The sequence below is a fragment of the Cohnella sp. GbtcB17 genome, assembly GCF_019091135.1.
Lineage (GTDB): Bacteria > Bacillota > Bacilli > Paenibacillales > Paenibacillaceae > Cohnella.
Genome location: NZ_JAGXJW010000015.1, coordinates 1 through 26,880, shown reverse-complemented (window position 1 = coordinate 26,880; position 26,880 = coordinate 1). Strand labels below are relative to the sequence as shown.

Here is a 26,880-nt window from a genome sequence, read left to right as displayed (position 1 = left end):
CGAGGTGCAGCCAAATGACCCCATCCCCCTGCCTCGTCGTCATTCGCGGCTATCCGCACGACGAGGGCGCATTGCTGACGCTTGACCGGCCGAGCGTCGTTCTTGGGCGCCGAGACGCCGAATGGACGCCGGATATCGGATTCGACAATGCGTATGTATCGAGAAAACATGCCGAGATCGCGTGCGAAAACGGTATTTGCCGAGTAACGGACTTTGACAGCAAGCACGGCACAGAAGTGAACGGAATCCGGCTGACGCCGTTCGAGCCTGTCGTTCTTCGCGCCTCCGACCTCATTGCGTTTTCCAAAGGCGCGGTATGCCTGGCCTTTTCCGATCGCGGCTGGGAGGAGACGATGGAGCTCGACCTCGGACGCGATGCCGCCCTGTTGCTCGCCGAGACGAACGACGTCGCGCTGGACCCGATCCGGCAAGTGCTCACCGTCCGCGGCACGCCCTTTCCTTTTACGGAAAAAGAATTCAAATGCGTCGAGCTGCTCCTGCGAAGGGAACGTAGATTCGTCGGAAAAGAAGAGATTGCCCGCTACGTGTGGCCCGAACGAACCGGCGAGGATGGGACCCTTGCGGCCGGCGCAGAAGAGATCAACTCCCTGCTGTACCGCATCCGCAAAAAAACGGGTCCCGTCCTCAACATCGAAAACGTACGAGGAAAAGGCTTCGTGCTCAGCCTTTCATCGCTTGCTGAAAAATTCGTTTGACCATCGGCGTGACGTACGTACTGCCTCCGCGCCCGCTGACGCCTTCGACCATGACGGCCAGCAGCAGCTTCGGATCGTTCGCGTCGAAGCCGACGAACCAGCCGTTTTCCTCGCCCTTGACGCCTTTGCTCGCCTTGAGCTCGGCAGTGCCCGTCTTGCCCGCGATCGCCGCTCCTTGAATATAGGCGCCGTGGCCGACGCCTTCCGGACTCGTCACCGCCTGGACGAGATCCTTCTTGAGGATGTCCGCCGCTTCGGGCGTCATCGCGCCTTCCTTCCAAATCTGCGGCGTCTGCGGATCATCCTCCAGCGTGAGCCGCGGATAGGCGATATTGCCGCCGTTTACTACCGCCGAGAAGGCGAGCGCTACGTGAAGCGACGTCATCGTCACTTCGCCTTGACCGTAGCCCGAATCCGCGAGCTGGATCTCGCCCTTGATGCCCTTGTTCGACAGCTGCGACTTGGCGAGCGGATAGACGATCGGGATCGCCTCGCCGATGCCGAATCCGGCGGCGCCCGCCTCGAACTTGTCTTTTCCCAGCGCGAGCGCCGCCTGCGCGAAGTAGATGTTGTCCGAGTACGTCAGCGCCTTTGACAGATCTACCGGATTGACGGCGTGAACCCGCTTCACGTAATAGCTGCCCCACGAGCCGTCCTTCGTCCACTTCAAGCCGGAGATGTCTACTTCCTTGTTCGGATCGAGCGTACCCTCGTCCAGGCCGATAGCTCCCGTGACGAGCTTGAACGAAGAACCGGGCGCATAGCCTTTGGAAAAGCGGTTCAGGAACGGATGGCGCGGATCGTCGTTCCAGGCTGCATACTGCTTGGCGGACAAGCCGCGCACAAAGGCGTTCGGGTCGTAGGACGGACTGCTGAGCAGCGCTAGCACCTTGCCGGTCTTCGGCTCGATCGCCGCGGCGGACGCAGAATCCGCTTTGATCTCGTTGTAGATCGTTTTTTGCAAGCCCGCGTCCACGGTCAGCTGGAACGAAGTCCCCGGCACGGCCGCCTTCTCGGCAAGCACCGCCTTGCGCTGGCCTGCGGCATCTTCGATCGCGACGACGACTCCGTCCTTCCCTCTCAGCTGATCCTCCAGCACCTGCTCCAGCCCCGCCTTGCCGATGATGTCTCCGGACTTGTAGCCTTTGTCCTTCAGCCGCTCCAGCTGCTCGGCATTAATCTCCCCGACATAGCCGGTCAAATGGGCGGCGGCTGCGCCAAGCGGGTATTCGCGTAGCTTTTTCTGCTGAAAGACGACGCCCGGCACATTGTCGAACGCATCCATGTCGGCTTCGCCCACGACGCCAATCGGCACGAACAGCTCCGGCTTGACCCAGGAAGCGCCAAGCTTGCGGTCGATATCGGCCACGGTAATGCCCAGCTTGGCGGCGACCTTCGTTTTGACCGCGGCGGGATCGTCTCCGAGCTGGCCGGGTACGATGCCGAGCTGCGGCGCCGAGCCGTTCACGGCGAGCCCCTCGCCCGTTCGGTCGACGATCTCGCCGCGTTCGGAGGCGAGCGTCTGCACCCGCACCTTGTCCCCGTCCTTCATCTCGGGGAAGATCATCGACGGATCCCAGTCGATCCGCCAGTGCTGCTCCTCGCCGTCCAGCGTTTTCCTCGCCGTGCCCTCATGCTTGAACGAGACGGGACCGGCGACCGTCTCCATTTGAACGGTGAATTGGAACTTCTGAACGACCGGCCCGGCCAAAGCGGTCGCCGACGGCGCCGCCGAAGAAGAACCGGCAGGCGCCGGAGAGACGTCCTCAATCTCCAGCTTCGATGCCTTGATGCCCTCGTATATTTTGCCGTAGCGCTCGGCGAACTGCTCCGCGGTCAGCTTGGTCCTCGCGTCCGGCGTCAGCATCGCGTACATGCCCGCATAATCGAGCTGCTGCCAGTCTTTGAGATAGGCGCCGATCGCGTCTTCTGCCGTCGGCTCCGGCGTCGGTTCCGGCGTCAGGTTATCGCCGCCGCCTTTGCATCCGCTCAGCACCGTCAACGCCAGCAGGATCGTTATCGCCCCATTGCGTATTTTCATTTTTCCGCCTCCCGTCTACTGCTATCATAGATCGGCGGCTCTACCCGTTCAATAGAAGAAAAATGATAGGCGGCTGACAGGCGCGCCAAAGGACCGGTCTACGCGCCTATGTCGCGCTATCGGACGGCATCCCGGATCGCCTGATTAATTCGCTCCCGCCTGCGCAGCAGCCAGGCGCCTTCTCTCGGATACGCGGCAAACGTAAGCGGCGCATCGAGCTCGCTCTCGATCAGCGCAGCCGCCGTCTCGCGGCCCGCCAGCCTCTCGAGCAGCTGCAGGGCGCGCTGATCCTGGAGCGCCTCGCGCACGACTTTGAGCCGGATCGACTCGATCGGACCGTCGCCTTCGCTTCCGGGATACACGAGAAAGGCGTCTCCCGACGGGAAAGCGCCGCCCGCATCGGTCACCTCGAACGGCCGGATCGGCCGCTCCGAGTACTGCGCATACCAAAAGTTGTAGCCCCAATGAAGGAAGCCCTTGATTCGGTATTTGTAAAGCTGCAGGCCGAGGATGCGGCTGCGGGCGGAAGGCATGTCGAAGAAGCGATTGGCCACGTCCTTGTATTGCGAGCAGCAGTAATAAGTCCAAAGCTCCGGCACGCCCGCGGCAAGGAACGGTTCGATCCGATCGTTCGCCGGGATCGGCTGCCCGACCAGGCCCAGCTCGTAGAACGCGAAGTCGGACAGCGCATCGATGATCGGAAATCCGGACAGATGCTTGCGCATGATGTCTGCGGCGGCGCGATACGATTCCACGTCGGCCTCGTGCGGTTCGTCGGATACGTGGAAATAAACCCGGCTCTCCAGTCCGCGCACCCGGATGTAATCGACGAGCTCCGGCAAAAAGGCGTCAAGAAAACGACGATACGGCTCGCCCGCCGCGTCCGTATGCCAGCCGAACAGCTTGATCGGCACGCCTTCGGCGAGCGCTTCGATCTTGGGGGCATGCTTCGCGCCCCACTGGGTGAAGAGGTGGGAAAATTCAAAGTATCGGATGCCTTTGCGCAGGCCCATCTCGATCCATCGGTTCAGCTTGTCGAAGCCGAAGCTGTAGGTGTCCCCGTCGAGCCGGACGTCGACCAATTGAACCGTCGGCCGTTCGCCGCCGACCGCCGTGTCGAGCGGCGGCGTGAACAGGGGCGTGAGCAGCATATTCATGCCGTGCGCCGCAGCGGTGCCCACATAGGCCTCGATCAGCGCCCAGTGCCGGTCGCTAAAGATATCGACGCCGTATTCTGTCGCGAGACAATCGGCATGCAGCCATTCGGTATGGATCAGCTCTTGCTCCGGCAGCTCGGCGGGGATGACTTCCAGCGCGAACACTTCATGCCCGAGCGCCTCGCCCGTCTCGGAGACGAAAGAGACCTCGATCGCATGCGCGCCCGGACGGGCGTCGCGGCCGATCGCGGCTTCGATCCAAAGCGAGCGCCACTGCCGCGGCGGCACTTTGACCGTGTCGCCAGGTCCGAGCGGATGAAGCGGGTCGGGGTATAAGCCGGGTACGCCGCGCAAAATGTCGTCGTCCGGATCTCCGTAGCACGGCAGCGCGGACGGCGCGAGTCCAACCGACTTGACGGAAATCCTGCCTTCCAGCCCGGGGGCGGCGACTTTAACGCGAACCTTCGCGGTGCGCGTCAGCTCCGGCGCCCGGTAGGCGATTTGAAACGAATAATGCTCCCCCCGCAGTGCGGAGCCCGATCCGCATCGTTCGGCAGGCGCCGGCTCGCCGTCGGGGAACACCTTGGACAGAGAGCTCAGACAGCGAGTCTCAATCGCGATCTTATCCGTCATGGTTTCTGTTCCTCCTCTTGGTTAGCGAATCCCGCCGCGCGGAATGCGCGCGCAAGATCCGCGATCAGGTCGGCCGGGTCCTCCAGCCCCACGTACAGCCGGACGACCGGCCGCGGCGTGCGAGGCCGCCCCGCCGCTCCCTCCTGGAGCGAGACGAGGCTTTCGTAACCGCCCCAGCTGAAGCCGATTCGAAAATACGCGAGCGAATCGACGAATCGCGCCAGACGCTCCCGGTCCTCGCCGGCCTCGAAGGAGAGCAGTCCGCCGTAGCCCGACATCTGCGATCGTGCGAGCGCGTGCTGCGGATGCGAGGTCAAGCCCGGATGACGTACGCGGTCCACGAACGGCAGCGACGACAGATAGGCGGCGACGGCAAGGCCGCCGGCCTGGTGCCGCTCCATCCGCAGCGGCAGCGTGCGGAGGCCGCGCAGGATGACCGAGGCCGTCTGCGGCAGCATGACCGCGCCAAACAGCACAAGCTCGCTGCGGCTAAGCGCCACGATCGCTTCGGCGCTGCCGACGACGGCGCCCCCCATCGCGTCGCTATGGCCGCCCGCGTACTTCGTGAGCGAATGCACGAGCAGGTCGATCCCGAGCGCGAGCGGGTTCTGATAGCAGGGCGTCGCCCAGGTGTTGTCCACGATCGTGCGTATGCCGCGCTCCCGCGCGAGCGCCGCGCAGCGGCGCAGATCCTGCAGCTCGAACAGGAGGCTGCTCGGGCTTTCCAGATAGAGCAGCTTCGTCTCCGGCCGGATCGCCGAGACGATGTCGTCGACCGAAGTCCCGTCGACGAACGTCGTCTCGATCCCGACCCGCTTCAGATAGCCGCCCATCAGCTCTCTTGCCGGTCCGTACGCCTGGTCTATGCATACGATGTGGTCGCCTGTCCGCACGGATGACAGCACCGCCGCCGATACGGCGCCCATGCCGGTAGCGAAGCAGCGGGCGCGCTCGCCGCCCTCGAGCTCGGCAAGCTTGTCCTCGAGCGTGCGCACGGTCGGGTTGTTGCCCCGCGAATAGACGTAGGCGTCCGCATCCCCGCCCGCTCGCTCCATAGCGGCGACGGTCTCGAACGTAAACAGGCTGCTGTCGTAGACCGGCGTGTGCACGGCGCCAAAGTGCCGTTCGTCATGCGCGTCGTGCGTTACGGCAGAATAAATCGATTTGCCGCTCTTCATCGCGTACCGGCTTCTGCCGTTACGGCCGGGATGACGCGGAAGGCGTCGCTCTTCGAAGAACGCTCCGCTTCGAGGCAGGTCAGCGCGCTGGCGATGCCCATGGAGAGCGGCGTAGCCGACTTTTCCTTGCCTTCCATGACGCCGATGAAATTGAGCGCAAGCGCCGAATCGCCGCCGAAGTGCGGCAGCTTGGCGGCCTCCAGCTTATAATTTTCTACCCGCCGGGTGTGGTGCATGAAAACGTTTACCTCATCCTTGTAAAAATCGAACTCAGCGGTGCCGTCATAGCCGATCAGCCGGACGCCTCGCCGCGCGGCCGCTTTACGCGAGTAAAAGTTTTGCGAATAGACGGCGTGCATGCCGGATTCATAACGAATAAGCACGCTCGCCGAATCGTGATTGCCGGTGTCTACCGCGAACGCGCACTGATCGCCGGTTACTTCTTCCTCTCTGAACTTCTGAAGCACGTACGGACTTTCCGGGCAGACGCGGTTGTCTTCGCAGTCACCGCAGCGCAGGCCCGCCGGCTTGTTCCCCTTGAACACCTGCTTCGACGCCATCGCCGCGACCGACACCGGACGCTGGCCGATGAGGTAGTTCAGGCAATCCAGATCGTGCGTCGCCTTCTGCAAAAAGAGGCCGCCGGTCTCGGCCTCGTCCCGGTACCAGCTGTGAAAATAGACGCCGCCGTACGGCACGTTGTTGACGGCCTGGGCATGCTCGATCGTTCCGAGTCTGCCCGAGTCGACGATCTCCTTGGTCAGCTTGACGAGCGGCGTATTGCGCAGCGGGAACGAGACGACGACCTCGGAGCGGGACGTCTCCGCCGCTTCGGATAATCGCTGCAAATCCGCGAACGTAATGCCGACCGGCTTCTCGAGAAACAGCGGCAGATGCAGCCGCATGACTTTGACCGCCATCTCGGCATGGAGCGCGCAGCGGGTGCCGATCATGACGCCGTCCAGCGCCTCGCGCGCCAGCATCTCGTCCGCGTCCGTATACAAGCGCACGGCCGGCGACACGATTCCTTTCTCAGCGAGCTGCTTCGCCGCCTTGGCCGTATCGATATCCGCGACGGCCGCGACCTCTACGCCCGCTTCCAGCTCCAGCAGCCGATCGAGAAAGTAGTGCATCCGGGTGCCGTAGCCGATAATCCCGATTTTCATATGAATAAACTCCTTTCAGCTCGTAGCCGTCCGCGCGACATAGGGCGGCATTATCCGAGTTCCGCCTTGTCCTGAAGCGACACGCGCGGCGAAGATGTTCCGTGCAGCTCGAAGACGACGAGCTCGTTCATCCCTTTTCGCAGCAGCGGACCGGGCACGTACAGCGTTTTTTGCGGACCCTTTTCCCAGTAGCGTCCGAGGTTGAAGCCGTTCACGAAGGCGACGCCCTTCTTCCAGCCATCCAGCTTCAAAAAAGTGTCCCGCTCTTCGTCCGCCTCGAAAAATCCGCGGTAGAAGGCGGGCTCCTCCGCTTGCGCTTCCCCGATTACTGACGCAAATCGCAGGCCGGACAAGTCGTCCAGCGGCAGACAGCGCATCGTCCATCCGAACAGGAATTGATGGTACAGCTTCGCGCCCGCTTTAACGCCCTCGGTAATGCCTTTCGGGTCGCGCAGCTTCGCGCCGTAATTGATGCGGCCCATATTTTCAACCAGAATGCCGAGCTTCGCGCCACCCGCCGGAATGTCCGCCTTCACCGAATCGTCGCCGCTCCAACGCTCGACCGTGCCGCAGTAGGCGCCATCGACGTATACGGTCGCGCGGTCGCGCACTTCCTGCAGCATAATCTCGCAGTCCGTTTGCGGTCCGCTGACGTCCGTCTCGTACCAGATGAAGCCGTAGTCCTGGCCAAGCCGCTCCATCGTCTCGGGAACGACCGACTGCACGGCGCCGCCGAGCGAATCGAACGCATCGAACAGCGACACGCGCTCATCCATAAGCACCGTGCCGTAGCTTCGCTTCGCTGGCGTCGCGGGCGGTTCCTCCGGCAGCTCCGCGTAGCGGCCGATCACCTCTCGGATCGCCCAGTACTTGTCCGTCGGCTCTCCCGACTCGGACAGCAGTGCGTTATAGTCGTAGCTCGTCACCGTCGGCTCGTAATGCTCAATGTGATCCGCCCCGTAGTAGAGGCCGAAGTTCGTCCCGCCGTGGACCATGTAGAAGTTGACCGGAGCGCCCGCCGCCAGGATGCGGTCAAGCACGTCGACCACGTCGGCGAAGCCGCGCACGTGATGCTCGTCGCCCCAATGGTCGAACCAGCCGTTCCAGTATTCCATGCAGACGAGCGGTCCTTCGGGCCGGTATTCGCGCAGCTTGGCGAACGCCTGCTCGGGCTTCGAGCCGAAGTTCAGCGTGGCGAGGACGCCGGGCAGCGTGCCTCCCTGGAGCATATAGTCCTCCGAGCCGTCGGACGTGAACAGCAATACGTCCATGCCGCCGTTTTCGAGCTCGGATTTTAGAAAATTCAAATAATTTTTATCGTTCCCGTAGCTGCCGTACTCGTTTTCGATCTGCAGCGCGATGACGGGACCGCCCGACGTGCAAAGCAGCGGCTTCAGCCGCGGCAGCAGCTCGTCGTAATACGCCTTTACCTTCGACAGGTAGACCGGATGGCTGCACCGCAGCCGCATGTCCGGCTCGGCGAGCAGCCAGGACGGCAGTCCGCCGAATTCCCATTCGGCGCATATATAGGGGCTTGGCCGCAAAATGACGTGCAGGCCGAGCTCACCCGCCAGCCGTACGAAGCGCTCCACGTCGGCGATGCCGTCGAATCGGAATTCGCCTTCCTTCGGCTCGTGCAGGTTCCAGGCAATGTACGTCTCGACCGTATTAAAGCCGCAGGCGCGAAGCTTGCGCAGCCGATCCTCCCAATATTCCGGCACGATGCGGAAGTAGTGCATCGCGCCGCTGATGATGCGCATCGGCTCGCCGTCGTACACGAAGCCGTCGCCTCGGATCGCGAATGTAGCCATGAAGATCGCTCCTAGCCGTCGGCCTTCCCGCCCCGGTACTCGTTGGGCGTGACGCCGACCGTTCGTTTGAACAGCTTCTGAAAATAAATCTTGTCGCCGTAGCCGACGATATGGGCAATCTCGTAAACTTTAAGGCTCGGGTGGTCGCGCAAAAACTGCTTCGCCTTGTCGATGCGCACCCGGTTCAAATAGTCCGTGATCGTCTCTCCCCTCTCGCGGCTGAACAGCTTGCTGATATAGCTCGCGTTGAAGCCGACCTTGTCCGCAATGTAAGACAGATCGATCTCCTTGTTGTATTCTTGATCGATCAAGCGGCAGATTCGATCCGCCGTCGAGACGCTTTCGGCCGGCGGAGCGGCGCCCGCGCCACGCTGCATCGGCGTTTCGTCGGCGTCGCCCAGGCGCTCGCGCTTCTGTGCCGCGAAGCGGTCGAGCAGCTTGAACACCTCGACCTTGTCCATCGGCTTGAGCAAGTAGTCGGCCGCCCCCGCCCGCATCGCCTTGCGGGCATATTCGAAGTCGTTGTAGCCGCTCAGCATGACGATCGACACGTCGGGCAGCTTCGCCTTCGCCTGTTCGATAAAGCGCAGGCCGTCCAGCATCGGCATCTCGATGTCGGTAATGATGACGTCCAGGTCGTCCGGCTCCATGTTCGGCAGGCGGAGCATCGCCTCCAGCCCGTTGGCATGCTGCCCGACGATCTCAAGTCCGCCCGGGTACCTGGACAAAATTTTCGCGATGCCGAGCCGGATATGCTCCTCGTCGTCGACGATCATCACCTTCAACATCGTTCATCCGCCTCCTCTTCGTCCTGACGGCCCGGAATGGCGAGCTCCACCGTCGTCCCTTCGCCTGGCCGGCTGTCAACGCGAAGCCCGTAGCTTTCCCCGAATTGCATTTTGATCCGCTCATGCACGTTGCGCAGTCCGATCCCTCTCCCTGCGACCGCAAGCGGACGCTGCCCATATACATGGTCCCGAATTTCCTTTAGCTGGGTCTCGCTCATCCCGCTGCCGTCGTCGGCCACGGCAATGATGCACAGCTCCCCTTCGTGCCTGATGCCGATCCGGATCGTGCCCGGTCCCGTCCGCTGCTTGAAAGCATGGTGAATGGCGTTTTCCACGACCGGCTGCAGCATAAGCTTGATCGACGGAAGCGTGAGATCCCGTTCGGGAATATCGACGATCAGCGTATACTTGTTCGAGAACCGCATGTTCTGCAGGACAACGTAATTGTACAAATGCTCGAGCTCGTCCGCGATCGATACCCGCTGTTCGCCGTGATTGACGCCGTAGCGGAGCAGCTTGCCGAGCGTAAACGTCATGTCGGCCACTTCCTCGTCGTCGTTAAGCTCGGCCTTCATCCGGATCGTCTCAAGCGTGTTGTAGATGAAGTGCGGATTGATCTGGCTCTGCAGGGCGGCGTATTCGGCTTCCTTCTTGCGCGTCTGCGTCTCCTTCACTTCCTCGAGCAGATCGCGGATACGGGTCACCATTATGTTGAAGTGACGTCCGAGCAAGCCGACCTCGTCGCGATATTTTTGATTAAAGCTCACGTCCAGGTTGCCCGTCTGAACCTCCTGCATCAGCAGCTTGATCTTGCTGAGCGGCCGCGTCAGCGCGTACGAGATCGCGATGGCGATGAGCAGCGCCGCCAGGACGAAGCCGGCCGACGTGAGCAGCGTCACATTGCGCGTCACCGTCGCCTGCCGGGTCGCCTCCGCCATCGGAATATAGACGAACATCTTCCACCCGGTGAGCGACGATTTGGCGTACGTCGTAATATACTTTTTTCCGTCCATCTCGTAGGGAAAGGAGCCCTCGTTCCCGGTCGCCTGCCGGATCGAGGCGTCGGCGGACAGATCGCGCGTCGTCAGCTGGCCTTCGCTGTCGAACACGACGCGGTCGCGGTCGTCGACGAGCACCGTCTTGCCTTTGGTCACCTGATCGAAATCCTCGATCTGACGCTTGATCGCCGTAATATTCGTATCGAACACGATGAAGCCGATCGGGCTCAGGTCCTTCGTCTGCTTCAGCTCGCGGATGACGGAGAACGCGTAATACGCCTCTTTGCCCGTCGATACCTCCTGCGTGCTGACGAGCATCGGTCTGCCGTCTCCCTGCGCCGCGATTTGCGACCATTCGTTTCTCACCTGATCGAGGTTGTTGCGTTTACCGCCGGTCTTCACGTTCAGCGTGACCGTTCCGTAGTTGTCGAACACGTAGACGGACACCGTGTCCGGCTTGATCTTGTTCAGATTTGTAATGTACAAATCCATACCGCGCGACTTTTCGAGCGAAGTCTCCGGATCGGCCAGCCAGTTCAGGAAGTCTTTGTTGTAGAGCGGCATGGCGGACATGTTGTAAAGGTCGGTCACGTAGTCGTCCAGCTTTTGCAGCATTTTAGAGGTCATCTCGGTGCCGTATGCGGATGTATTCGCTTTAATCGACTTCGTATAATAATAAGAGGAAGCGTAACTGATCATGACCAGCGGAAGACAGACCAGCGTCAGGAAAACGATCAGCAGCTTCTGCTGCATGCTCAGATTGGCGAACGCGAGCCACAACCGCTCTCCTATTTTGCCGGCCGCTCCCTTAATGCTTCCTCTCATCCTTCGTACCCCTCCGTGTCTGCCTATGCGAGTACAGCTATTTTACTGCACCGTTTATAATCCCGGCAAACACGTAGCGTTGGAAAAACAGGTAAATGACGACGATCGGCACCATGATCATCAGGATCGCCGCGGACATGAGCTCCCACTCCGTGCTGCGCTCCGAGGAGAAGTTCATCAGGCTCGTGGATACGACGGCCAGCTTCTGCGCGGGCATGTACAAATAAGGAATGAACATGTCGTTGTAAATGTCGATCGTCTTGATGATGACGATCGTCGCCGTCGCGGGCGTCAGCAGCGGGAAGATGATCGTGCGGTAAATGCGGAACAGGGATGCCCCCTCCATCATGGCCGCCTCGTCCAGCTCCCGCGGAATGTTGTGCAGGAACTGCAAATAAATGAACAGCTGCAGGACGCTCGTGCCCAAGTGCAGCACGATCGAAGCCCAGATCGTGTTGTACAGATGCAGGTTGTGGACGACGGTGAACGTCGCCACCTGCGTCGTAATCGTCGGCACGAACGATACGGCGATATAGGCGCCCATGACCGTCTTTTTCAGCTTGAAGTCGAAGCGACCGAGAATATAAGCCACCATGGTCCCGAGCAGCACGTTGCCGATGACCGCCACGACGATGATCGTCAGTGTGTTCAGGTACGCGCGGTCCAGATGCGCTCTCGTCATGACCGTGCCGAAGTTGTCGAAGTTCAGGAAGCTCGCAGGCAGCTTGAACACGCTCGTCTGCGAAAACTCGGTTTTGCTCTTGAAGGCGTTCAGCACCAGGATAGACGGCGGGAAAAGGATCATGGCGACGGCGATCCACAGGATCGCGTGCTTGACGACGGAAAACGGTCTAAACTTCGCCCCGGTCAATCCGACCACCTCCTGGTCGCAAAACGCTGGATGCTAAGCACGACGATGACGGCGACGATCAAGGTGACGCTCATCGCGGAGGCCATGCCGAAGTTGTTGAACTTGAACGCGGTATCGATCGTCTTGGTCAGGAAGGTCTCGCTGGCGCCGAGCGGTCCGCCGCCCGTCAGAATGAACGGCAGGTCGAAAATCTCGAGCGTACCGATGATCGTCAGGAACAGGTTCAGCTCGATGACCTTCGTAATATTCAGCAGGACGACGCGCAGCGACATCTGCAGGCGGGACGCGCCGTCCATGCGCGCGGCCTCGATGATTTCCGACGGAACCGACTGAAGGGCTGCCAGATAAATGACCATGTTAAGACCCATGAACTTCCACAGCGTGATGAAGCCGAGCACGTGGTTAACGGCATGCGGAGAGCCGAACCAGCTGATGGCGAGCGAATCGAGCCCGACGCTGCGCAGCAGCGTGTTGAACGAGCCGTACTCCGAATTAAAGACGTAGTTGAACATGTAAGCGACCGCTACGCCGTTCATAATATAAGGCATGAAGAGCATGACCCGGTAGGCGTTGCGGCCTTTGAGCTGCGAATTGAGCAGCAGCGCGAAAAACAAGCCGAGCGCATTTTGGAAAAGACCCCATCCGAGGTAGACGAGATTGTGGAGGAACGCCGCCCATACTTCTTTGTTCGCGAACACTTCCTTATAATTGTCGACGCCGGCCCATGTTTTTTCCGGACTGAAGCCGTCCCAGCTCATGAAGCTGAGGTAGACCAGATAAAGCGCCGGATACAGCGCGAACATCGCCAGCAGCGCGATCGGAACCAGCAAGAACAGGATGATCAGCATTTTTTTCTGTTTAGCGTACGATAGACGATCGGTCATCCGTTTCAACTCCTTTCATCCGCCCCCGAGAGACGACAAAACGGACGGCGCGGACCGGCCATCCGTTTTGTCGGTCGGATCGAGCGGCGGAGCCTGTCGCCAGATTACTTCGCGACGGCTGCTTTCGCTGCTTTCCATTTTTTATTGTAGCTGTCGAACACGGTCTGCATTTTGCCGACGGTCACTTCCTGGATGAACTTGAACGTGTCGAATTGCATCTTGTTCTCGACGGCGGTCACTTGCTCGCTCGGTGCCTGGGCTTCAAGCATTTCCGGCTTGTTCGCCATGAAGTCTGCGATCGGCGCCAGGTCTTGCTGCTGGTCCTTCAGCGGCGAGATGATCATGTGATCCGCATAGTCGCCGGACTCCTCGATCATGAACTTGATGAACGCTTTGGCCAGCGGCTTGTTTTTGCTCGTCGAGCTGACGGCGTATGCCCAGTCGTTGCGCATCATGCCCTTGACCGTGCCGCTGTTGTCGTACGGCAGCGGCGCGAAGCCGATTTGTTCAAGCGGCAGACCGTTGCTGATCAGATTCGAGATCGCCCAGTTGCCGATGTACATCATGGCAGCCTTGCCCGAAGCAAGATCCTTTTGCGTTTGGTCCCATGTTGCGGAGTATACGTCCTTCTCCAGCTCGCCCTTGTCGAACAAATTTTTCAGAATGCCGAGGCCTTGACCGTAAGGTCCGTCCACCGTGAACGGCGCATCCGAGTTGATCTTGTCGTTGCGCAGGTTCGTGCTGCCGTAGATGAACTCAGCCGGATCCGTCCAATATTGCAGTGTCCAGGCATCCTTGAAAGCCGTCGCCATCGGGACGATGCCCGCAGCCTTCAGCTTGTCCGCATCCGCGTACAGCTCGTCCAGCGTTTTTGGCGGCGCGGTAATGCCGGCTTTTTCAAACGCTTGCTTGTTGTAGAGCAGACCGTTGATCGCTACCTGCTGCGTAATGCCGTAAAGCTTGCCTTCATAGGAGTTGTAGTCTTTGAAGTAGATGTTGTCGGTGAGGCCGAGATCGTCAAGCGGCTCGTAAAACTTCGGCAGGTCCGACTTCGTCGTCTCGACGAGCGACAGCACGTCCGGCAGCTCGTTCGCCGCCATGCGCACGCGGATCGTTTGCTCGTAATCCTTGAGGCCTTCGATCTTGACCTCCGTGCCCGGGTACTTTGCCTCGAACGCATCCACATACTTCTTCAGGTCGGTATCGACCAGCTCGGTACGGTGCGTCGCCCAGGTGATCGTGCCCTTCAGGTCGCCAGCTCCCGCTTCTCCGCTCGATGCGGAGCCGGAAGGGCTTGCCGCTGCGGATCCGGATGCGCTTGCCGCAGGTGCGGATGCAGATGCCGAAGCGTTCGCGTCGTCGTTATTCGCGCTTCCGCAGCCTGCCAGCAGTCCGACGCCCAGTGCCATTGCCATTGTTGCCGCTACATTTTTTTTCATCTCTCGTATCTCTCCCCGTTTCTGCTTGTTGTTCTGGCCTAACCTCATAGTATGTAAATTTAAATCACATTCAAATGGTCGTAAATTGTTTTTATTAGCTTATTTTTGCCTATTGTCCGGAATCGACAATGAAAAGATGTTTTGCGCTCGCTTACATTTATTGGTGAAAGCGGATACCTGAGAATTTGTTCGGTTTATGTTATGTTTTATTACGTGAGCGGCCCACTGCTATCCTTGTCCCTATCGCGTTATGCAGCCCGGCCGCGTCCGGGAGGGGCCGTTTTTACAGGAACGTCGGTCCAGTTGGCCTTAGGACGGCGTTAGCGCCCATTTGCGCTTATCGTCACCGTTCGGAGTGTCAAAGTTGCGGCAATAGTGTCTAAATGCGCTTATCTGCACCGTTCGGAGCGTCTCAGATACCACGTTAGTGCCCATTTGCGCTTATCGACATTGGACTTGCACGGTTGTTCATTATAATTCTGCTCCCGGAGATAGTCACCAAGGGAGTTGCAAGGGAGTTGCAAGGGTTTTCCGTGTAATTCCATTCGGGAGACGGGTACGATTGGAGTTGCGCGGTTTTTCCTTGTAATTCCGTTCCCGGCGGCGATTTCTGCGTGAGTTGTACAGTTTTTCCGTGCTATTCCGCACCCGGTGGCGGTAACTATGGGAGATGTACGGTTTTTCCGTGTAATTCCATTCGGGAGTCGGTTACGATTGGAGTTGCGCGGTTTTTCCTTGTAATTCCGCTCCCGGCGGCGATTTCTGCGTGTGTCCCCTACGGCCTACGCCCGATACGTTTACCTTCCGGCCTATTGTTGTCTTAAGGTTAGCCAGTGTAGCCTGCGTTTTTTCCGTAATTTTATACGGTTCGCACAAGTCGAAAAACCTTGAACGGCTCATCGCCTTCCAAGGTTTTAACGATATCCCCTTCGCTCAGGAACGCAATAAACGTTTAAAATCCGATGCCGCCCAGCGGCTTGACCTTGATGCCTCCCGCATCCGCAATCAGATGCCGGCAGCGGCCGATCAGCTCGCGTACCTGCTCGTTTTGCAGGCTGGCGGCGTGGGCTTCCCGACTCTCCCACAGCTCGGTGATCCACAAGACGTCGGGCTCTTCCTCCGCCTCGTGAATAATATAATAGATGCACCCTTCCATACCGCTTAACGTATCGCCCGAAGACAGCATCATGGCGGCGAGCTCCTGGCGTTTCCCCGGCACGGCCGTCAATTTTCCGAACATCGCGAATTTGCTCATTCGTCATCTCCCTCTCTTGTATCGTTCGTTGGCACCACCGCTTCGTAGTGGGCGAGCAGCCGGGAACAGGCCTCCCGCATTCGCCGGACGAGCAGCGGCGATTCGATCCGCAAGGCCGTGCCGTACGGCATTAAAAAATAAGGCACGTACGTCTCCAGCGTCGAACGCTCCAGCTTAAAAGTCGCCGATTCCGGCTCGCGACAGGTGAGCGCATGTCCGAACAGCCAATGCCGGCACAGTTCGTTCAGCACCTGCTCCTGACTATGGATTCGCACCGTCTCCCACGCTGCTTGATCCGCCGAATCGCGAAGCAGCTGGCCGAGCAAATAGTCCTTCGCGGAAAAGGAAGCCGGACGTTCGAAGCTTCTGTCCGTCTGCCGAAGCTCGCGTATGCGGTCGACACGGAAGCTTCTGACTTCCTCCCGATATCCGCAATGTCCGACCGCATACCAGCTGCCTTTCCAATAGACGATGCCGTACGGATCGAACAGGCGCGAAGGAGAAGGCTCTCCTCTGCCCTTGTCGTACGTCATTTCCAGCGTGCGTCCTTGTCCGGCAGCTTGCTCCAGCTCCTGCAAGTACGATCGGTATGCGCCGTCCAACGGCGGGTAGATGACCGACAGCCCGACGCCGTGCCGTTCCAGCGCCTCCAGCTGCGCTTCGTTCGCATACCGCTTCAGCTTGTCCGTCGCGCGGTCGAGCGCGTCGGAATGCGGATAGCCCGCTTCTTTGGCGAATATCGCGGCGTGGACCAGTCCCTTCTGCTCCTCGGGATCGAAGATAAGCGGGGAGTCGGCGAATCGGCTCAGAATCGTGTATCCGCCGTTCGGCCCCGATTCAGCGACGATCGGCACGCCGCTTGCGCAGAGCGAATCGATGCACCGATAGACGGTCCTCACATGAATATCGAGCGCTTCCGCGAGCTGCTTTGCGGTCTTGCGCGTCCCGGCTCGCAGCATCCACAAGATCGACAGCATGTTATCCGCCTTTGTCATCGCCCTACCCGCTTCCCATACAGAGATGAACTGCTTGCGTCTTATTGTAAGTCAATCAAGCGCGCGGCGCCACGCCTTGCTCGATCCAGCTCTCGTAGGTCGGTCCGTACAGACCCGGCGGCCGAAGACCGGCTTGTCTCATCAAGACGGTCATCTGTCCGCGGTGATGCGCTTGGTGCATGAGCGCAAAACGGAGCGAATCGCCGTTGCTCCACGACTCTCCCGCGATCTCTACCCGGTCCGTCAGATTGGCGTCGGTCCATTGCCTTCTAATCGCGTCGATAAAGCGATCGCTGATCGACCGGTAATCCCGCGCCAGCGCCGAGGCCTGACGGCTTGCGCCATCCCCATCGTCAGCGCCCTCGAACGACAGGCCGAGCGCGTTCATGAATTGAATCGAAGAGATCAAATGCCACGCCAAATCGCCTAACGAACGCCGCTCATCGGCGATCCGGACTCTCAGCGATTCATCCGTCAGCGAATCCAGCAAGCCGGCCGTCATATCGGCTTCGCGCTTCCACTCTTCCACAAAATCGGCGATCGATGCGAACATAAGCATACCTCCAAGATCGTTTGTTTTTACAATCCGAAGTATAAGCCTTGGTCGCTGACAGAAACGGTCAGTGATTTTTAAGAAAATGAAAAACCCGCGCCAAGGCGCGGGTTTAAGCGATTTAACGGTCAGAAAACGAGTCGGAGATTCACGATATTCGGCGTGTCGGTTAAGCGCGCTGGCGCTCATAAGACGCTCCGGCCTGAAACACGTAGCGGTGAATAAAAAATTCGGCGACGGCTGTAATGAGCGCGATGACGAAAATTTCTCCCGGGCTGATCGTCCATTTCATCGCGTACGCGGCGATCCACAGCACGAGATAAGCGAGGATGCCGTCGGATACGGTCGCGATCATATTGTTGGTGGACCGCAAAACGATCTGATCGCCCAGCACATACGCGATAATCGTAAGAATCGTCGCTGTCGTCGCGGCACCAAGGAACGAAGCGTTGGAATAGTACATGAGCAAAGTCGTCACGATAACGCCGTTCAAGAGCCACTTGAGAACGAACTTCATGGCGTGCCTCCTTCTTTAGGCGTGAACCGCCTCAGGGCGCTGGACTTGCAGCGGCGGCGGTACGAGCCAGCCTTTTTCTTTGCTCAATCGAAGCAAGCCCAGTCCGATCGCTGCCTTGGTGGTATGATATTTGCCGAAAAGCGCGCCTACGTCTTCTCGGATCGCCTTGCCCATCGTCTGGCTGCAGGCGACCAATCCGACCGCCATGTCCGCCGAGAGGGTCGCGGCGATCTCCATGTCGGAGAAGCGTGCGCCGGGCGGAATTTCTTCCAGCTTCGCTTCCGGGCGCTGCGGAAGGTCCGGCGGGGGCACGAGCCCGTTGCTCTTCAGCAGCTTGTCGCACTCGCTAGCTTCGAGCTCCGCCTGATCGATGCATTGATCGATGATCTTTTTTAGATCGCGATCTCCGGCATGCTGCTTAAACGCCCGATAACCGGAGATGCAGCCTTTGGCCGCCACCGCTGCCGCCCAAATGTCGAACACTTCGCCATAGTGCAGTGGCTCGTTCTTAGGATTGCCGCTCAAGATTCCCATTTCTGCGCTTCACTCCCGGAGTATGATTGAGATCGGACCTCGCTTAATTTGCCCCAATCGAACATCGGGCATTCGGCAGCAAAATCCCCCGTTTTTCGCCGCGAGGCGAAAAACGGGGGATAGATGGGCGATCGGAAAACGGGACTTGCAAAGCCGCACCGTTACAGTTTGATTTCTTGACCGCGCTCGGCGGATTCGTAAATCGCGGACAAAATCTTGATCATATCCACGCCATGCTCCGGCAGGAAGATCGGCGTCTCGCGACCGAGCACGCATTCGATGAAGTGACGGATGTTGGCCGTATGCTGCGGAACGGACGCCTCTGGAAACTTCGGCTGTTCGTCGATCAGCACGCCTTCCTTTTCCGTATACAGCTTCAGCTTGTCGTTGATCAGGCTGAAGCCGCCCTCCGTGCCCCGCCACTCGAGGAATTTCTGCTCCTCTTCGATGTTCGAAGCCCAGCTGAATTCGATTTGAAGCGAGGCGCCGCTGTCGAAGCGGATAAAGCCTGCGGCCAGATCCTCGACGTCGAACGTACCTTCGGGCACGTTGCCGGAGGCGTCCGGACGGTCGGCGAACTTGCGATACGTGGAGCCGGATACGGTGACCGGCTTCGGATTGCCCGCGGTCCACATCGCCATGTCGATCATGTGGACGCCCAGGTCGATCAGCGGGCCGCCGCCGGACAGTCCCTTCGTCGTGAACCAGCCGCCGCGTCCGGGAATGCCCCTGCGGCGAATCCAGCCGCATCGGCCCATGTACATTTCGCCAAGGTGCCCTTGCGAGATGAGCCGCTTGATGAACTTGGCCTCCTCGCTGAAGCGGTTGTTGCGCATCGTCATCAGCAGCCTGCCCGATTCGCGCGCGGCGTCCGCCATTTTTTGCGCTTCATCGGCGTTGACCGCGTCCGGCTTTTCGCAGAACACATGCTTGCCCTTGCGCAGTGCCGCGATCGCGATCTCCGAGTGGTACAGGTTCGGCGTGCTGATGCCGACGATGTCGATCGACGGATCCGCGATCAGCTCGCGGTAATCTTCATATACCTTTGCGCCGGGAAAAGCGAGCGCCGCAGACTCGGCCGAAGCGCGAAAGGCGTCGCAAAACGCAACGAGCTCCACTTCCTTGTGAGACAACCAGCCCGGCAAATGCGCGAATTTAAAAATGCCGCCCGTGCCGATAACGCCAACCTTCAACATGATTCCATATTCCCCTTTTAGCTTCGATTATGGTTCATTCAAGCTTGTGTCTTTCTCCTTTATTTTAGACTGCGATAGCCGGCCGTTCGATTGCAAATTCGGTTCATTTTATACGGTATTGTATCATTTGAACGTTGTCTTTTTGACTTTGAACCGCCCCGGTTTTATATTGAACTCATTGGTTTTATCCATATGGAAAACGGAGGGAGCCGGGAGCCGCCGTTAGCAAGCCGCGAAGACGGCCCGGCGCGAACATGCGAATCGCCGAAGGAATCGAAATGCTTGCGTTAAATCTGGGCCCGATGACGGTCCATCCGACGATCCTCATCGACGAAGACTCGTGGACGCTGATCGACACCGGTATGCCGGGATCGGCGGCGGCGATCGTCGAGCTCGCAAAGCAAGCCGGCGTCGGAGATCGGCCGCTCAATGCGATCCTGCTCACGCACCAGGATCTGGATCATGTCGGCGGTCTGCCCGGCGTGCTGGAAGCGACCGGAAGCAGCGCGACCGTATACGCGCATCCGGCGGACGCAGGCGCCATCAACGGAAAGTCGCCGATGCTCAAGATGTCGCCGGAGCGTCTGGCAGGCCTTTTGCAGCAGGCGTCGGATGAAGTCCGGGCGCAGTTCGAACGCACGTTTCTCCACCCTTCTCGTCCGAATGTGGATCGCGAATTCGCAGACGGCGAACCGCTGCCGTTCGGGGGCGGATTGACCGTCATCCATACGCCGGGCCATACGCCTGGACATGTGTGCCTGTACCACCGCGCATCAAAGACGCTCATCGCGGGTGACGCCTTGGTCGCCAAGAATGGCAAGCTTATGGGCCCCAACCCGCCCGTGACGCCGGACATGCCCGCCGCGCTGGCTTCTCTCAGGAAGCTCCTCCCGTTCGATATCGAAGGCGTGATCTGCTATCACGGCGGATGGGTCCCAGGCGAGGCGAAGGCGCGCCTCGCCGAACTGGCCGAAGGCAACCCGTCTTAAACGCATGAAAAGGCCGCCCGTCCGACAAGTCATCCCATTGGAATGACTTGTCGGACAGGCGGCCGCTTTTACTTACGAGCTCTTTTTTCAGGCCTTGCCGAGACGTTTGAGCAGCTCGGCTTTTTTCGCTTCGAAGCCCGGCTTGCCCAGCAGCGCGAACATATTGATCTTGTAGGCTTCGACGCCGGGCTGGTCGAACGGGTTGACGCCGAGCAGCAAGCCGCTGATGCCGCAAGCTTTTTCGAAGAAATAGACCATTTCCCCGTATGTGAATTCGTTCAGCTCGTCCAGCTCGACGATCAGGTTAGGAACCCCGCCGTCCACATGTGCCAGGCGCGTACCTTCCGCGGCCTTGCGGTTGACCTCATCCATCGTCATGCCCGCCAGGAAGTTCAAGCCGTCCAGATTGCCCGCGTCCGCCTCGATCGTCCATTCAACGCGCGCCTTCTTCACGGCGAGCACCGTCTCGAACAGATCCCGGCGCCCCTCCTGCACGTATTGTCCCATGGAATGAAGGTCGGTCGAGAAGTCGACCGATGCCGGGTACAGCCCTTTTTGATCCTTTCCCTCGCTCTCGCCGAACAGCTGCTTCCACCATTCGGACACGTAGTGCAAGGACGGCTCGAAGTTCGCCAGCAGCTCGATCGTTTTTCCTTTACGATAAAGCGCGTTGCGGACGGCCGCGTACTGGTAACTTTCGTTGGCGGCAAGGTTCGGATCTGCATACTTTTCCGCTGCCGCCGCGGCCCCCGCCATCATTCGGTCGATATCCAGGCCGGCGGCCGCGATCGGCAGCAAGCCGACGGCAGTCAAGACCGAATAGCGTCCGCCCACGTCGTCCGGAATGACGAACGTCTCATATCCTTCTTCGTCCGCCAGCTTTTTGAGTGCGCCCTTCTCTGCGTCCGTCGTGGCGTAGATGCGTTTGCGGGCTTCATCTTTGCCGTACTTCTTCTCCATATAATCGCGCAATATGCGGAAGGCGATCGCCGGCTCGGTGGTCGTACCGGATTTGGAGATGACGTTCAGCGACAAATCCTTCCCTTCAAGCAGCTCCAGCAGGTGCGCCAAATAAGTGGAGCTGATGTTCTGGCCGGCGAAATAAACCTGGGTGCGGCCTCCCATCTGATTGTGGAACGTATGGGAGAGCGCTTCGATCGCGGACCTGGCGCCCAAGTAGGAGCCGCCGATACCGATGACGACGAGCGCGTCCGAGTTGCCGCGTATTCTCGCGGCTGCCTGCTTGATGCGGGCGAATTCTTCCCGGTCGTAGGCGGCGGGCAGGTCCACCCAACCAAGGTAGTCCGACCCCGGACCTTGCTTCTCGTGAAGCATACGGTGCGCGGCGGCTACAAATTCGGCGGCATAGTCGATCTCGTGCTGCTGCATAAAGGACAGGGCGTGGCTGTAATCGAAACGGATGGTCAAAGAGTTCTCCTCCTCTTGTCGCTTGCTCTGGATTCACTATAAAGCAAAAATCGTCCATAAAGGTAATTGAGAGATCGGACAAGCGACATAGACGCCATCTATGGCTTCAGCCATAAAAAGCACAAAAACCCTTCCGACGGGGAAGAGCTTTTGCGCTATTCAAGGATGTTGCGGTTAATTGATAATCATGTCATCCGCATGCTGCTCTGCTTGGAAGCGACGCCGTTTCCCGTGTTCGCGCCGACGAAGGGCTTCATGTGCCGCAAAACGTTCTGTATCTGCCGCATGACGGATCCGGCGGCGCGGCATACTCGGCCTGCTCTGACGTATAGGCGTACGGGTCGCGCAGCGTCTCGACCAAACGATTCAAGACGCCGTAATCGTCGCCTTCGACGGCCGCCGCCAGCGCTTCTTCAACGCGGTGGTTGCGGGCGATTGCTGCAGGATTGCTGCGGCGCATCAAGCCATGCGCGGCTGCTTCTGCATCGTCCGAGCCGCCGATTCTGGCCTTCCATCTGACCAACCAGCCGGCGAACGCCTCCGATTCGAACAACGGACCTTCGCCGACCGCGCCGGAGGACAACGTCGCGAACGTGTTCGTGAAGTCGGCCCGGTGCGTTTCCATCAGCGCAAGCAGATCCTGGGCGAGGGCTTCGTCTTCGGGCGCCTCGTCCTGCAGTCCCAGCTTGGCCCGCATGCCGGCCAGCCATGCGGCTTCGAATAATGCCGGAAACGCGGCAATCGATTCCTCTGCCAAGGCGACCGCGCGCTCCTCGTCTTCGTCGAGCAGCGGCAGGAGCGTCTCGGTGAACCGCGCCAGGTTCCAGGCCGCGATCCGCGGCTGCTGGTTGTAGGCATAGCGGCCGTGCGCGTCGATCGAGCTGAATACCGTCGAAGGATCGTACGCATCGAGAAACGCGCAGGGACCGTAATCGATCGTCTCTCCGCCGATCGCCATGTTATCCGTATTCATGACGCCGTGCACGAAGCCGACCAGCTGCCACTTCGCGATCAGGAAGGCCTGACGGCGAACGACGGCCTGAAGAAAAGATAAATAATCGCCGGCTTCGAGCTCGGGATCATGTCTTTGCATCGTATAATCGGCGAGCGTGCGGACCTGATCCGCGCCGCCCGCGCCTGCGGCATATTGGAACGTCCCGACCCGAATATGACTGGCGGCCACACGGGTCAGCACGGCGCCTGGCAGCTCGTCCTCGCGAAAGACGGGCTCCCCGGTCGCGGCGACGGCCAGACTTCGCGTCGTCGGAATGCCCAGGCCGTGCATCGCCTCGCTGACGATATATTCCCGAAGCATCGGTCCGAGCGCGGCCCGTCCGTCGCCGCCGCGCGAATACGGCGTTCGGCCCGAGCCTTTAAGCTGAATGTCCACACGATCGCCCTTCGGCGCGATATGCTCGCCGAGCAGCAGCGCGCGTCCGTCGCCGAGCATCGTCAAGTGGCCGAACTGGTGGCCCGCGTAAGCTTGCGCCAGCGGGTCGGCGCCTTCGGGCGCCGCGCTGCCGGCGAGGACGGCCAGGCCGGCTTCGCTGCGGAGCGCTTCTTCGTTCAAGCCGAGGGACGCGGCCAAGCGAACGTTAAGCACGGCCAGCTTGGGCGCGCTCACCGGATGAAGCGAGACTTTCGAGTAAAAAAAGGACGGCAGGCGCGAATAGCTGTTGTCGAAGCGCCAGCCGGCAGTTGTCGTGATTGCGGAATGTGTCATAACGTCTCCTCTCGCGTGCCTATTTTGCGCTTAGCTTTTATCGGAATAAAAAACATGTCTGGCGCTCAGCTTGCCGTCGACCGCCGTCAGGATGCCGAACGAAAATTGAGCCTGTCTTCGCTTGTCGGTCGGCGAGCCCGGGTTAAAGATCAGCATACCGCTTTTTGCGTCGCGCCGGAGCACGGGAATATGCGAATGACCGTACACAATCGCGTCCGGCCGTTCGTCTTTAAACGCCGCTAAGGCATGCGCTTCTGTCTTCGTCCGCAGCGCGGCCCCATGTCCGTGCACGACGCCGATCCGGCAGCCGCCCAGCGTCAGCAGCGTACGCATGCCGAACTTGGCCGCGATCTCCGGGCCGTCGTTATTACCGACGACGCCGTACACCGGCGCATAGGCGGCCAGCGTCTCGTATACCGTCAAACGGGTCCAGTCGCCGGCATGAATAATCGCCGCTGCGTCCTGCAGCTCGCTCTGGAGCGCCGCCGGCAGCCGCTTGCTCATTCGCGGCATATGGGTATCCGACACGACTACGATCTTCATGCGCGATTCCTCGCTTTGCCTGTTTGTCGGTTCAATTAATCTTACCCTAGACGCGGCCATTCATGAAGACGGTTTGAGAATCGGTTTGCGGCGCTGCTGCCGTTCAGATGTCCGACACGGCCGCCAGTTCCCGCTCCACCTCGTCCGCATACGCGGAGCGCTGAGCTTCGGTATATTGAATAACGTCCGCCATGCAGTTGGCGACAGCCGTAAGGTTCTGCCTGACCCAGCCGATGTCGAAAAACATCGCGCCCGTCCTCCTGATCAGGAAATCGACGGGCTTCACCGCCATTTCCGCCTCGATCGCGTAGGCGAGCATGCCATATGCCTCATCGGAAAGATCGGCGCCGACACCGGCCTGCCGATTCGCGATGCGATCGAACACGGCTCCGGCGTTCGAGCCGTATCGACTTGCGATCCGCAGCGCGGATTCGGAGGTCAAGCCCACAGCTTCACCGGCCGCTGCCGCCGATCGCGCATACGCCGCGAAGCGTTCGGAGCCGCCGACGTCGCCGCCGGAGATCGGCAGCTCCCTTGTCGCGCACGGACCGAACGGCCCGCCTCCGTCGGCGTGCAGCGATGCCGCCAGACGGTCGACGACCGTCTCGGCCATCTTGCGGTAGCCGGTAAGCTTGCCCCCGGCGATCGTAACCAGACCCGACGGCGATACGAAGATCTCGTCGCGCCGCGACACCTCTGAAGGAGACTTGCCTTCCTCGTAAATAAGCGGCCGCAAGCCCGCCCAGCTCGATTCGACGTCCCGCTCGCCGAGCCCAAGCCGCGGGAACATGCCGTTGCAGGCGGCCAGCAGATAGTCCCGGTCCTCGGGCATCGCCCGCGGCTGCGCCGTATCCCCCGCATAGTCGGTATCCGTCGTGCCGACATACGTCTTGCCGTCGCGCGGGATCGCGAACACCATCCGGCCGTCCGGCGTATCGAAGTAGATCGCCTGGCGCAGCGGGAAGCGGGCACCGTCGAAGACGAGATGGACGCCCTTGGTCAGGCGTAGCGTTTTGCCTTTTTTCGACCGGTCCAGCTCGCGCAGCGCGTCCACCCAGGGCCCGGTCGCATTGACGATCCGGCGCGCGCGGATGCGATATTCGCCCCCTCCGATCAGGTCCCGGGCGAGTACGCCTGTCGCCTTGCCGTTTTTATCGTATAGAAACTGCTCGGCCTTCACGTAATTGACGGCCTTCGCGCCCGACTCGGCCGCTTTCTTGAGCACCTCGATCGTCAGGCGCGCATCGTCCGTTCGATATTCTACGTACGAACCTCCGCCGCGCATGCCTTCCTTTTTTAGCAGCGGCTCAAGCGCCAGCGTGTCCGCAGGGCTCAGCATGCGGCGCCGTTCGTCCCGCTTCACGCCCGCCAGAAAATCGTAAAATCGCAGCCCGAGCGACGTGCTCAGCCGGCCGAACGTCCCGCCCTCGTAGAGAGGCAGCAGCATGCGCTCCGGCGTCGTAACATGCGGTCCGTTCTCGTAGACGATGGCCCGCTCCTTGCCGACTTCGGCGACCATTTTCACCTCGAGCTGCTTCAAATACCGCAGACCGCCGTGCACGAGCTTCGTCGACCGGCTCGAGGTGCCCGCCGCGAAGTCCTGCATTTCGATCAGCGCGGTTTTCATCCCTCTTCGCTGCGCATCCAGCGCGATGCCTGCCCCCGTAATGCCGCCGCCGACGACCAGCACGTCGAATGGCTCGCGATCTATCTCCTCCAGCTTCGCTGTTCGGCTCGTCGCCGCAAAAACGTTTGTCATCCCGGATGCCCTCTTTCTGTCGTCTATAAAGCAGCAAAACCACGATGATGCAGACCGCGCCCAAGCGGCGCGGCCGATATCGTGGTTTCTCCTGCTCTCCGACCAAGTATGAACTTGTCGTTTATTTGAAAGCCATAGCGGCCCGAACCGCTTTCTGCCATCCTGTATAAAGCCGCTCCCGTTCCTCGTCCTCCATGGCGGGCTTGAACGAGCGGTCGAGCCGCCAGCTGTCCGCGATGTCCTGCTTGCTCTGCCAATAGCCGACCGCAAGACCCGCCAAATAGGCGGCACCAAGCGCCGTCGTCTCACCGACGGAAGGACGCTCGACCTCCGCGCCCAGCAGGTCGCTCTGGAACTGCATGAGCAGGCCGTTCGCGACGGCCCCGCCGTCGACGCGCAGCTTCCGCAGCGGCAGCCCCGAATCCTCGATCATCGCGTCGAGCACGTCCCTGCTCTGATAGGCGAGCGATTCGAGCGTCGCGCGGATGAAGTGCTCCTTGGTCGTGCCGCGCGTCAAGCCGAAGATCGCGCCGCGCATGTCGCTGTCCCAATACGGCGTCCCCATGCCGACGAACGCCGGGACGACGTAAACGCCTTCGGACGAATCGACCCGCGCGGCATATGTCTCGCTGTCGGCCGAAGTCTTCAGCATCCGCAGGCCGTCCCGCAGCCATTGGAGCGCCGAGCCCGCGACGAAGACGCTGCCCTCGAGCGCGTATTCCACCTTGCCTCCGAGTCCCCAGGCGATCGTGGTGAGCAGTCCGTGCTTTGACGCCACCGCGTCCGCGCCCGTATTCATGAGCATGTAGCACCCGGTGCCGTACGTGTTTTTTACCATGCCCTTATCGAAGCAGGCTTGCCCGAACAGCGCGCTTTGGCGG

The 26,880-nt window shown here is 60.2% G+C and carries 23 protein-coding genes; 2 read left to right on the top strand and 21 right to left on the bottom strand.

The features are described 5' to 3' along the window. The first annotated feature begins 14 nt into the window (after positions 1-14). Positions 15-716 (top strand): FHA domain-containing protein, encoded by a 702-nt coding sequence (locus KVT38_RS10260; RefSeq protein ID WP_217593619.1) that lies wholly within the window; start codon positions 15-17, stop codon positions 714-716. Here the strand turns inward: KVT38_RS10260 and KVT38_RS10255 are convergent. The 16 genes from KVT38_RS10255 to KVT38_RS10180 form a co-directional block, all read right to left on the bottom strand. After that, on the bottom strand, positions 682-2,757 hold the full coding sequence (locus KVT38_RS10255) for a penicillin-binding transpeptidase domain-containing protein (RefSeq protein ID WP_217593618.1): 2,076 nt from the start codon (positions 2,755-2,757) through the stop codon (positions 682-684). The genes KVT38_RS10260 and KVT38_RS10255 overlap by 35 nt on opposite strands. 116 nt (positions 2,758-2,873) lie before the next feature. Next, entirely contained in the window at positions 2,874-4,547 is a 1,674-nt protein-coding gene (locus KVT38_RS10250; protein WP_217593617.1) for a DUF4091 domain-containing protein, read from the bottom strand. Further along, positions 4,544-5,725 carry a trans-sulfuration enzyme family protein gene (locus KVT38_RS10245; protein ID WP_217593616.1) on the bottom strand — a complete coding sequence of 394 codons (1,182 nt, stop codon included), beginning with the start codon at positions 5,723-5,725 and terminating at the stop codon, positions 4,544-4,546. Before KVT38_RS10245 ends, KVT38_RS10250 begins: the two co-directional genes overlap by 4 nt. Continuing rightward, on the bottom strand, positions 5,722-6,891 hold the full coding sequence (locus KVT38_RS10240; RefSeq protein ID WP_217593615.1) for a Gfo/Idh/MocA family protein: 1,170 nt from the start codon (positions 6,889-6,891) through the stop codon (positions 5,722-5,724). Before KVT38_RS10240 ends, KVT38_RS10245 begins: the two co-directional genes overlap by 4 nt. 50 nt (positions 6,892-6,941) lie before the next feature. Continuing rightward, positions 6,942-8,702: a glycoside hydrolase family 35 protein gene (locus tag KVT38_RS10235; RefSeq protein WP_217593614.1), complete on the bottom strand. Its 1,761-nt coding sequence runs from the start codon at positions 8,700-8,702 to the stop codon at positions 6,942-6,944. Positions 8,703-8,713: 11 nt separating this feature from the next. Beyond that, on the bottom strand, positions 8,714-9,490 hold the full coding sequence (locus KVT38_RS10230) for a response regulator transcription factor (RefSeq protein ID WP_217593613.1): 777 nt from the start codon (positions 9,488-9,490) through the stop codon (positions 8,714-8,716). After that, positions 9,484-11,313 carry a sensor histidine kinase gene (locus KVT38_RS10225; protein ID WP_217593612.1) on the bottom strand — a complete coding sequence of 610 codons (1,830 nt, stop codon included), beginning with the start codon at positions 11,311-11,313 and terminating at the stop codon, positions 9,484-9,486. The genes KVT38_RS10230 and KVT38_RS10225 overlap by 7 nt, the downstream gene beginning before the upstream one ends. Before the next feature lie 37 nt (positions 11,314-11,350). Further along, positions 11,351-12,193 carry a carbohydrate ABC transporter permease gene (locus KVT38_RS10220; RefSeq protein WP_368859079.1) on the bottom strand — a complete coding sequence of 281 codons (843 nt, stop codon included), beginning with the start codon at positions 12,191-12,193 and terminating at the stop codon, positions 11,351-11,353. Further along, on the bottom strand, positions 12,181-13,068 hold the full coding sequence (locus KVT38_RS10215; protein WP_217593611.1) for a carbohydrate ABC transporter permease: 888 nt from the start codon (positions 13,066-13,068) through the stop codon (positions 12,181-12,183). Before KVT38_RS10215 ends, KVT38_RS10220 begins: the two co-directional genes overlap by 13 nt. A gap of 104 nt (positions 13,069-13,172) precedes the next feature. Then, complete coding sequence (locus tag KVT38_RS10210) at positions 13,173-14,507, bottom strand: ABC transporter substrate-binding protein (protein WP_217593610.1); 1,335 nt, start codon at positions 14,505-14,507, stop codon at positions 13,173-13,175. Positions 14,508-15,459: 952 nt separating this feature from the next. Then, positions 15,460-15,762 carry a putative quinol monooxygenase gene (locus tag KVT38_RS10205; RefSeq protein ID WP_217593609.1) on the bottom strand — a complete coding sequence of 101 codons (303 nt, stop codon included), beginning with the start codon at positions 15,760-15,762 and terminating at the stop codon, positions 15,460-15,462. After that, complete coding sequence (locus tag KVT38_RS10200; RefSeq protein ID WP_217593608.1) at positions 15,759-16,757, bottom strand: helix-turn-helix transcriptional regulator; 999 nt, start codon at positions 16,755-16,757, stop codon at positions 15,759-15,761. Before KVT38_RS10200 ends, KVT38_RS10205 begins: the two co-directional genes overlap by 4 nt. 55 nt (positions 16,758-16,812) lie before the next feature. Next, entirely contained in the window at positions 16,813-17,310 is a 498-nt protein-coding gene (locus KVT38_RS10195) for a DinB family protein (protein ID WP_217593607.1), read from the bottom strand. A 169-nt stretch (positions 17,311-17,479) separates the two neighbouring features. Continuing rightward, positions 17,480-17,827, bottom strand: coding sequence for a DUF2512 family protein (locus tag KVT38_RS10190; protein ID WP_217593606.1), 348 nt, complete (start codon positions 17,825-17,827; stop codon positions 17,480-17,482). A 15-nt stretch (positions 17,828-17,842) separates the two neighbouring features. Continuing rightward, positions 17,843-18,361: a DUF3231 family protein gene (locus KVT38_RS10185; RefSeq protein ID WP_217593605.1), complete on the bottom strand. Its 519-nt coding sequence runs from the start codon at positions 18,359-18,361 to the stop codon at positions 17,843-17,845. A 161-nt stretch (positions 18,362-18,522) separates the two neighbouring features. Continuing rightward, positions 18,523-19,557, bottom strand: a complete 1,035-nt coding sequence (locus KVT38_RS10180; RefSeq protein WP_217593604.1) for a Gfo/Idh/MocA family protein — start codon at positions 19,555-19,557, stop codon at positions 18,523-18,525. A 278-nt stretch (positions 19,558-19,835) separates the two neighbouring features. On the opposite strand from KVT38_RS10180, the gene KVT38_RS10175 reads away from it, so the two are divergent. Next, the gene (locus tag KVT38_RS10175) at positions 19,836-20,546 is read left to right on the top strand and encodes an MBL fold metallo-hydrolase (protein WP_254639128.1); all 711 of its coding nucleotides are present in this window, start codon (positions 19,836-19,838) and stop codon (positions 20,544-20,546) included. Positions 20,547-20,633: 87 nt separating this feature from the next. Here the strand turns inward: KVT38_RS10175 and KVT38_RS10170 are convergent, their stop codons facing one another. The 5 genes from KVT38_RS10170 to KVT38_RS10150 form a co-directional block, all read right to left on the bottom strand. Continuing rightward, the gene (locus KVT38_RS10170) at positions 20,634-21,974 is read right to left on the bottom strand and encodes a glucose-6-phosphate isomerase (protein WP_217593602.1); all 1,341 of its coding nucleotides are present in this window, start codon (positions 21,972-21,974) and stop codon (positions 20,634-20,636) included. 253 nt (positions 21,975-22,227) lie between these two features. Beyond that, the gene (locus KVT38_RS10165; RefSeq protein WP_217593601.1) at positions 22,228-23,697 is read right to left on the bottom strand and encodes a protein adenylyltransferase SelO; all 1,470 of its coding nucleotides are present in this window, start codon (positions 23,695-23,697) and stop codon (positions 22,228-22,230) included. Between the two features lie 30 nt (positions 23,698-23,727). Next, positions 23,728-24,240, bottom strand: a complete 513-nt coding sequence (locus KVT38_RS10160) for a metallophosphoesterase family protein (RefSeq protein WP_217593600.1) — start codon at positions 24,238-24,240, stop codon at positions 23,728-23,730. Between the two features lie 103 nt (positions 24,241-24,343). Beyond that, a complete protein-coding gene (locus tag KVT38_RS10155; protein WP_217593599.1) occupies positions 24,344-25,999 on the bottom strand; it encodes a glycerol-3-phosphate dehydrogenase/oxidase in 1,656 nt (551 codons plus the stop codon). Positions 26,000-26,120: 121 nt separating this feature from the next. Beyond that, a partial coding sequence (locus tag KVT38_RS10150; RefSeq protein ID WP_254639127.1) for an FGGY-family carbohydrate kinase occupies positions 26,121-26,880 on the bottom strand: 760 nt, incomplete at its 5' end.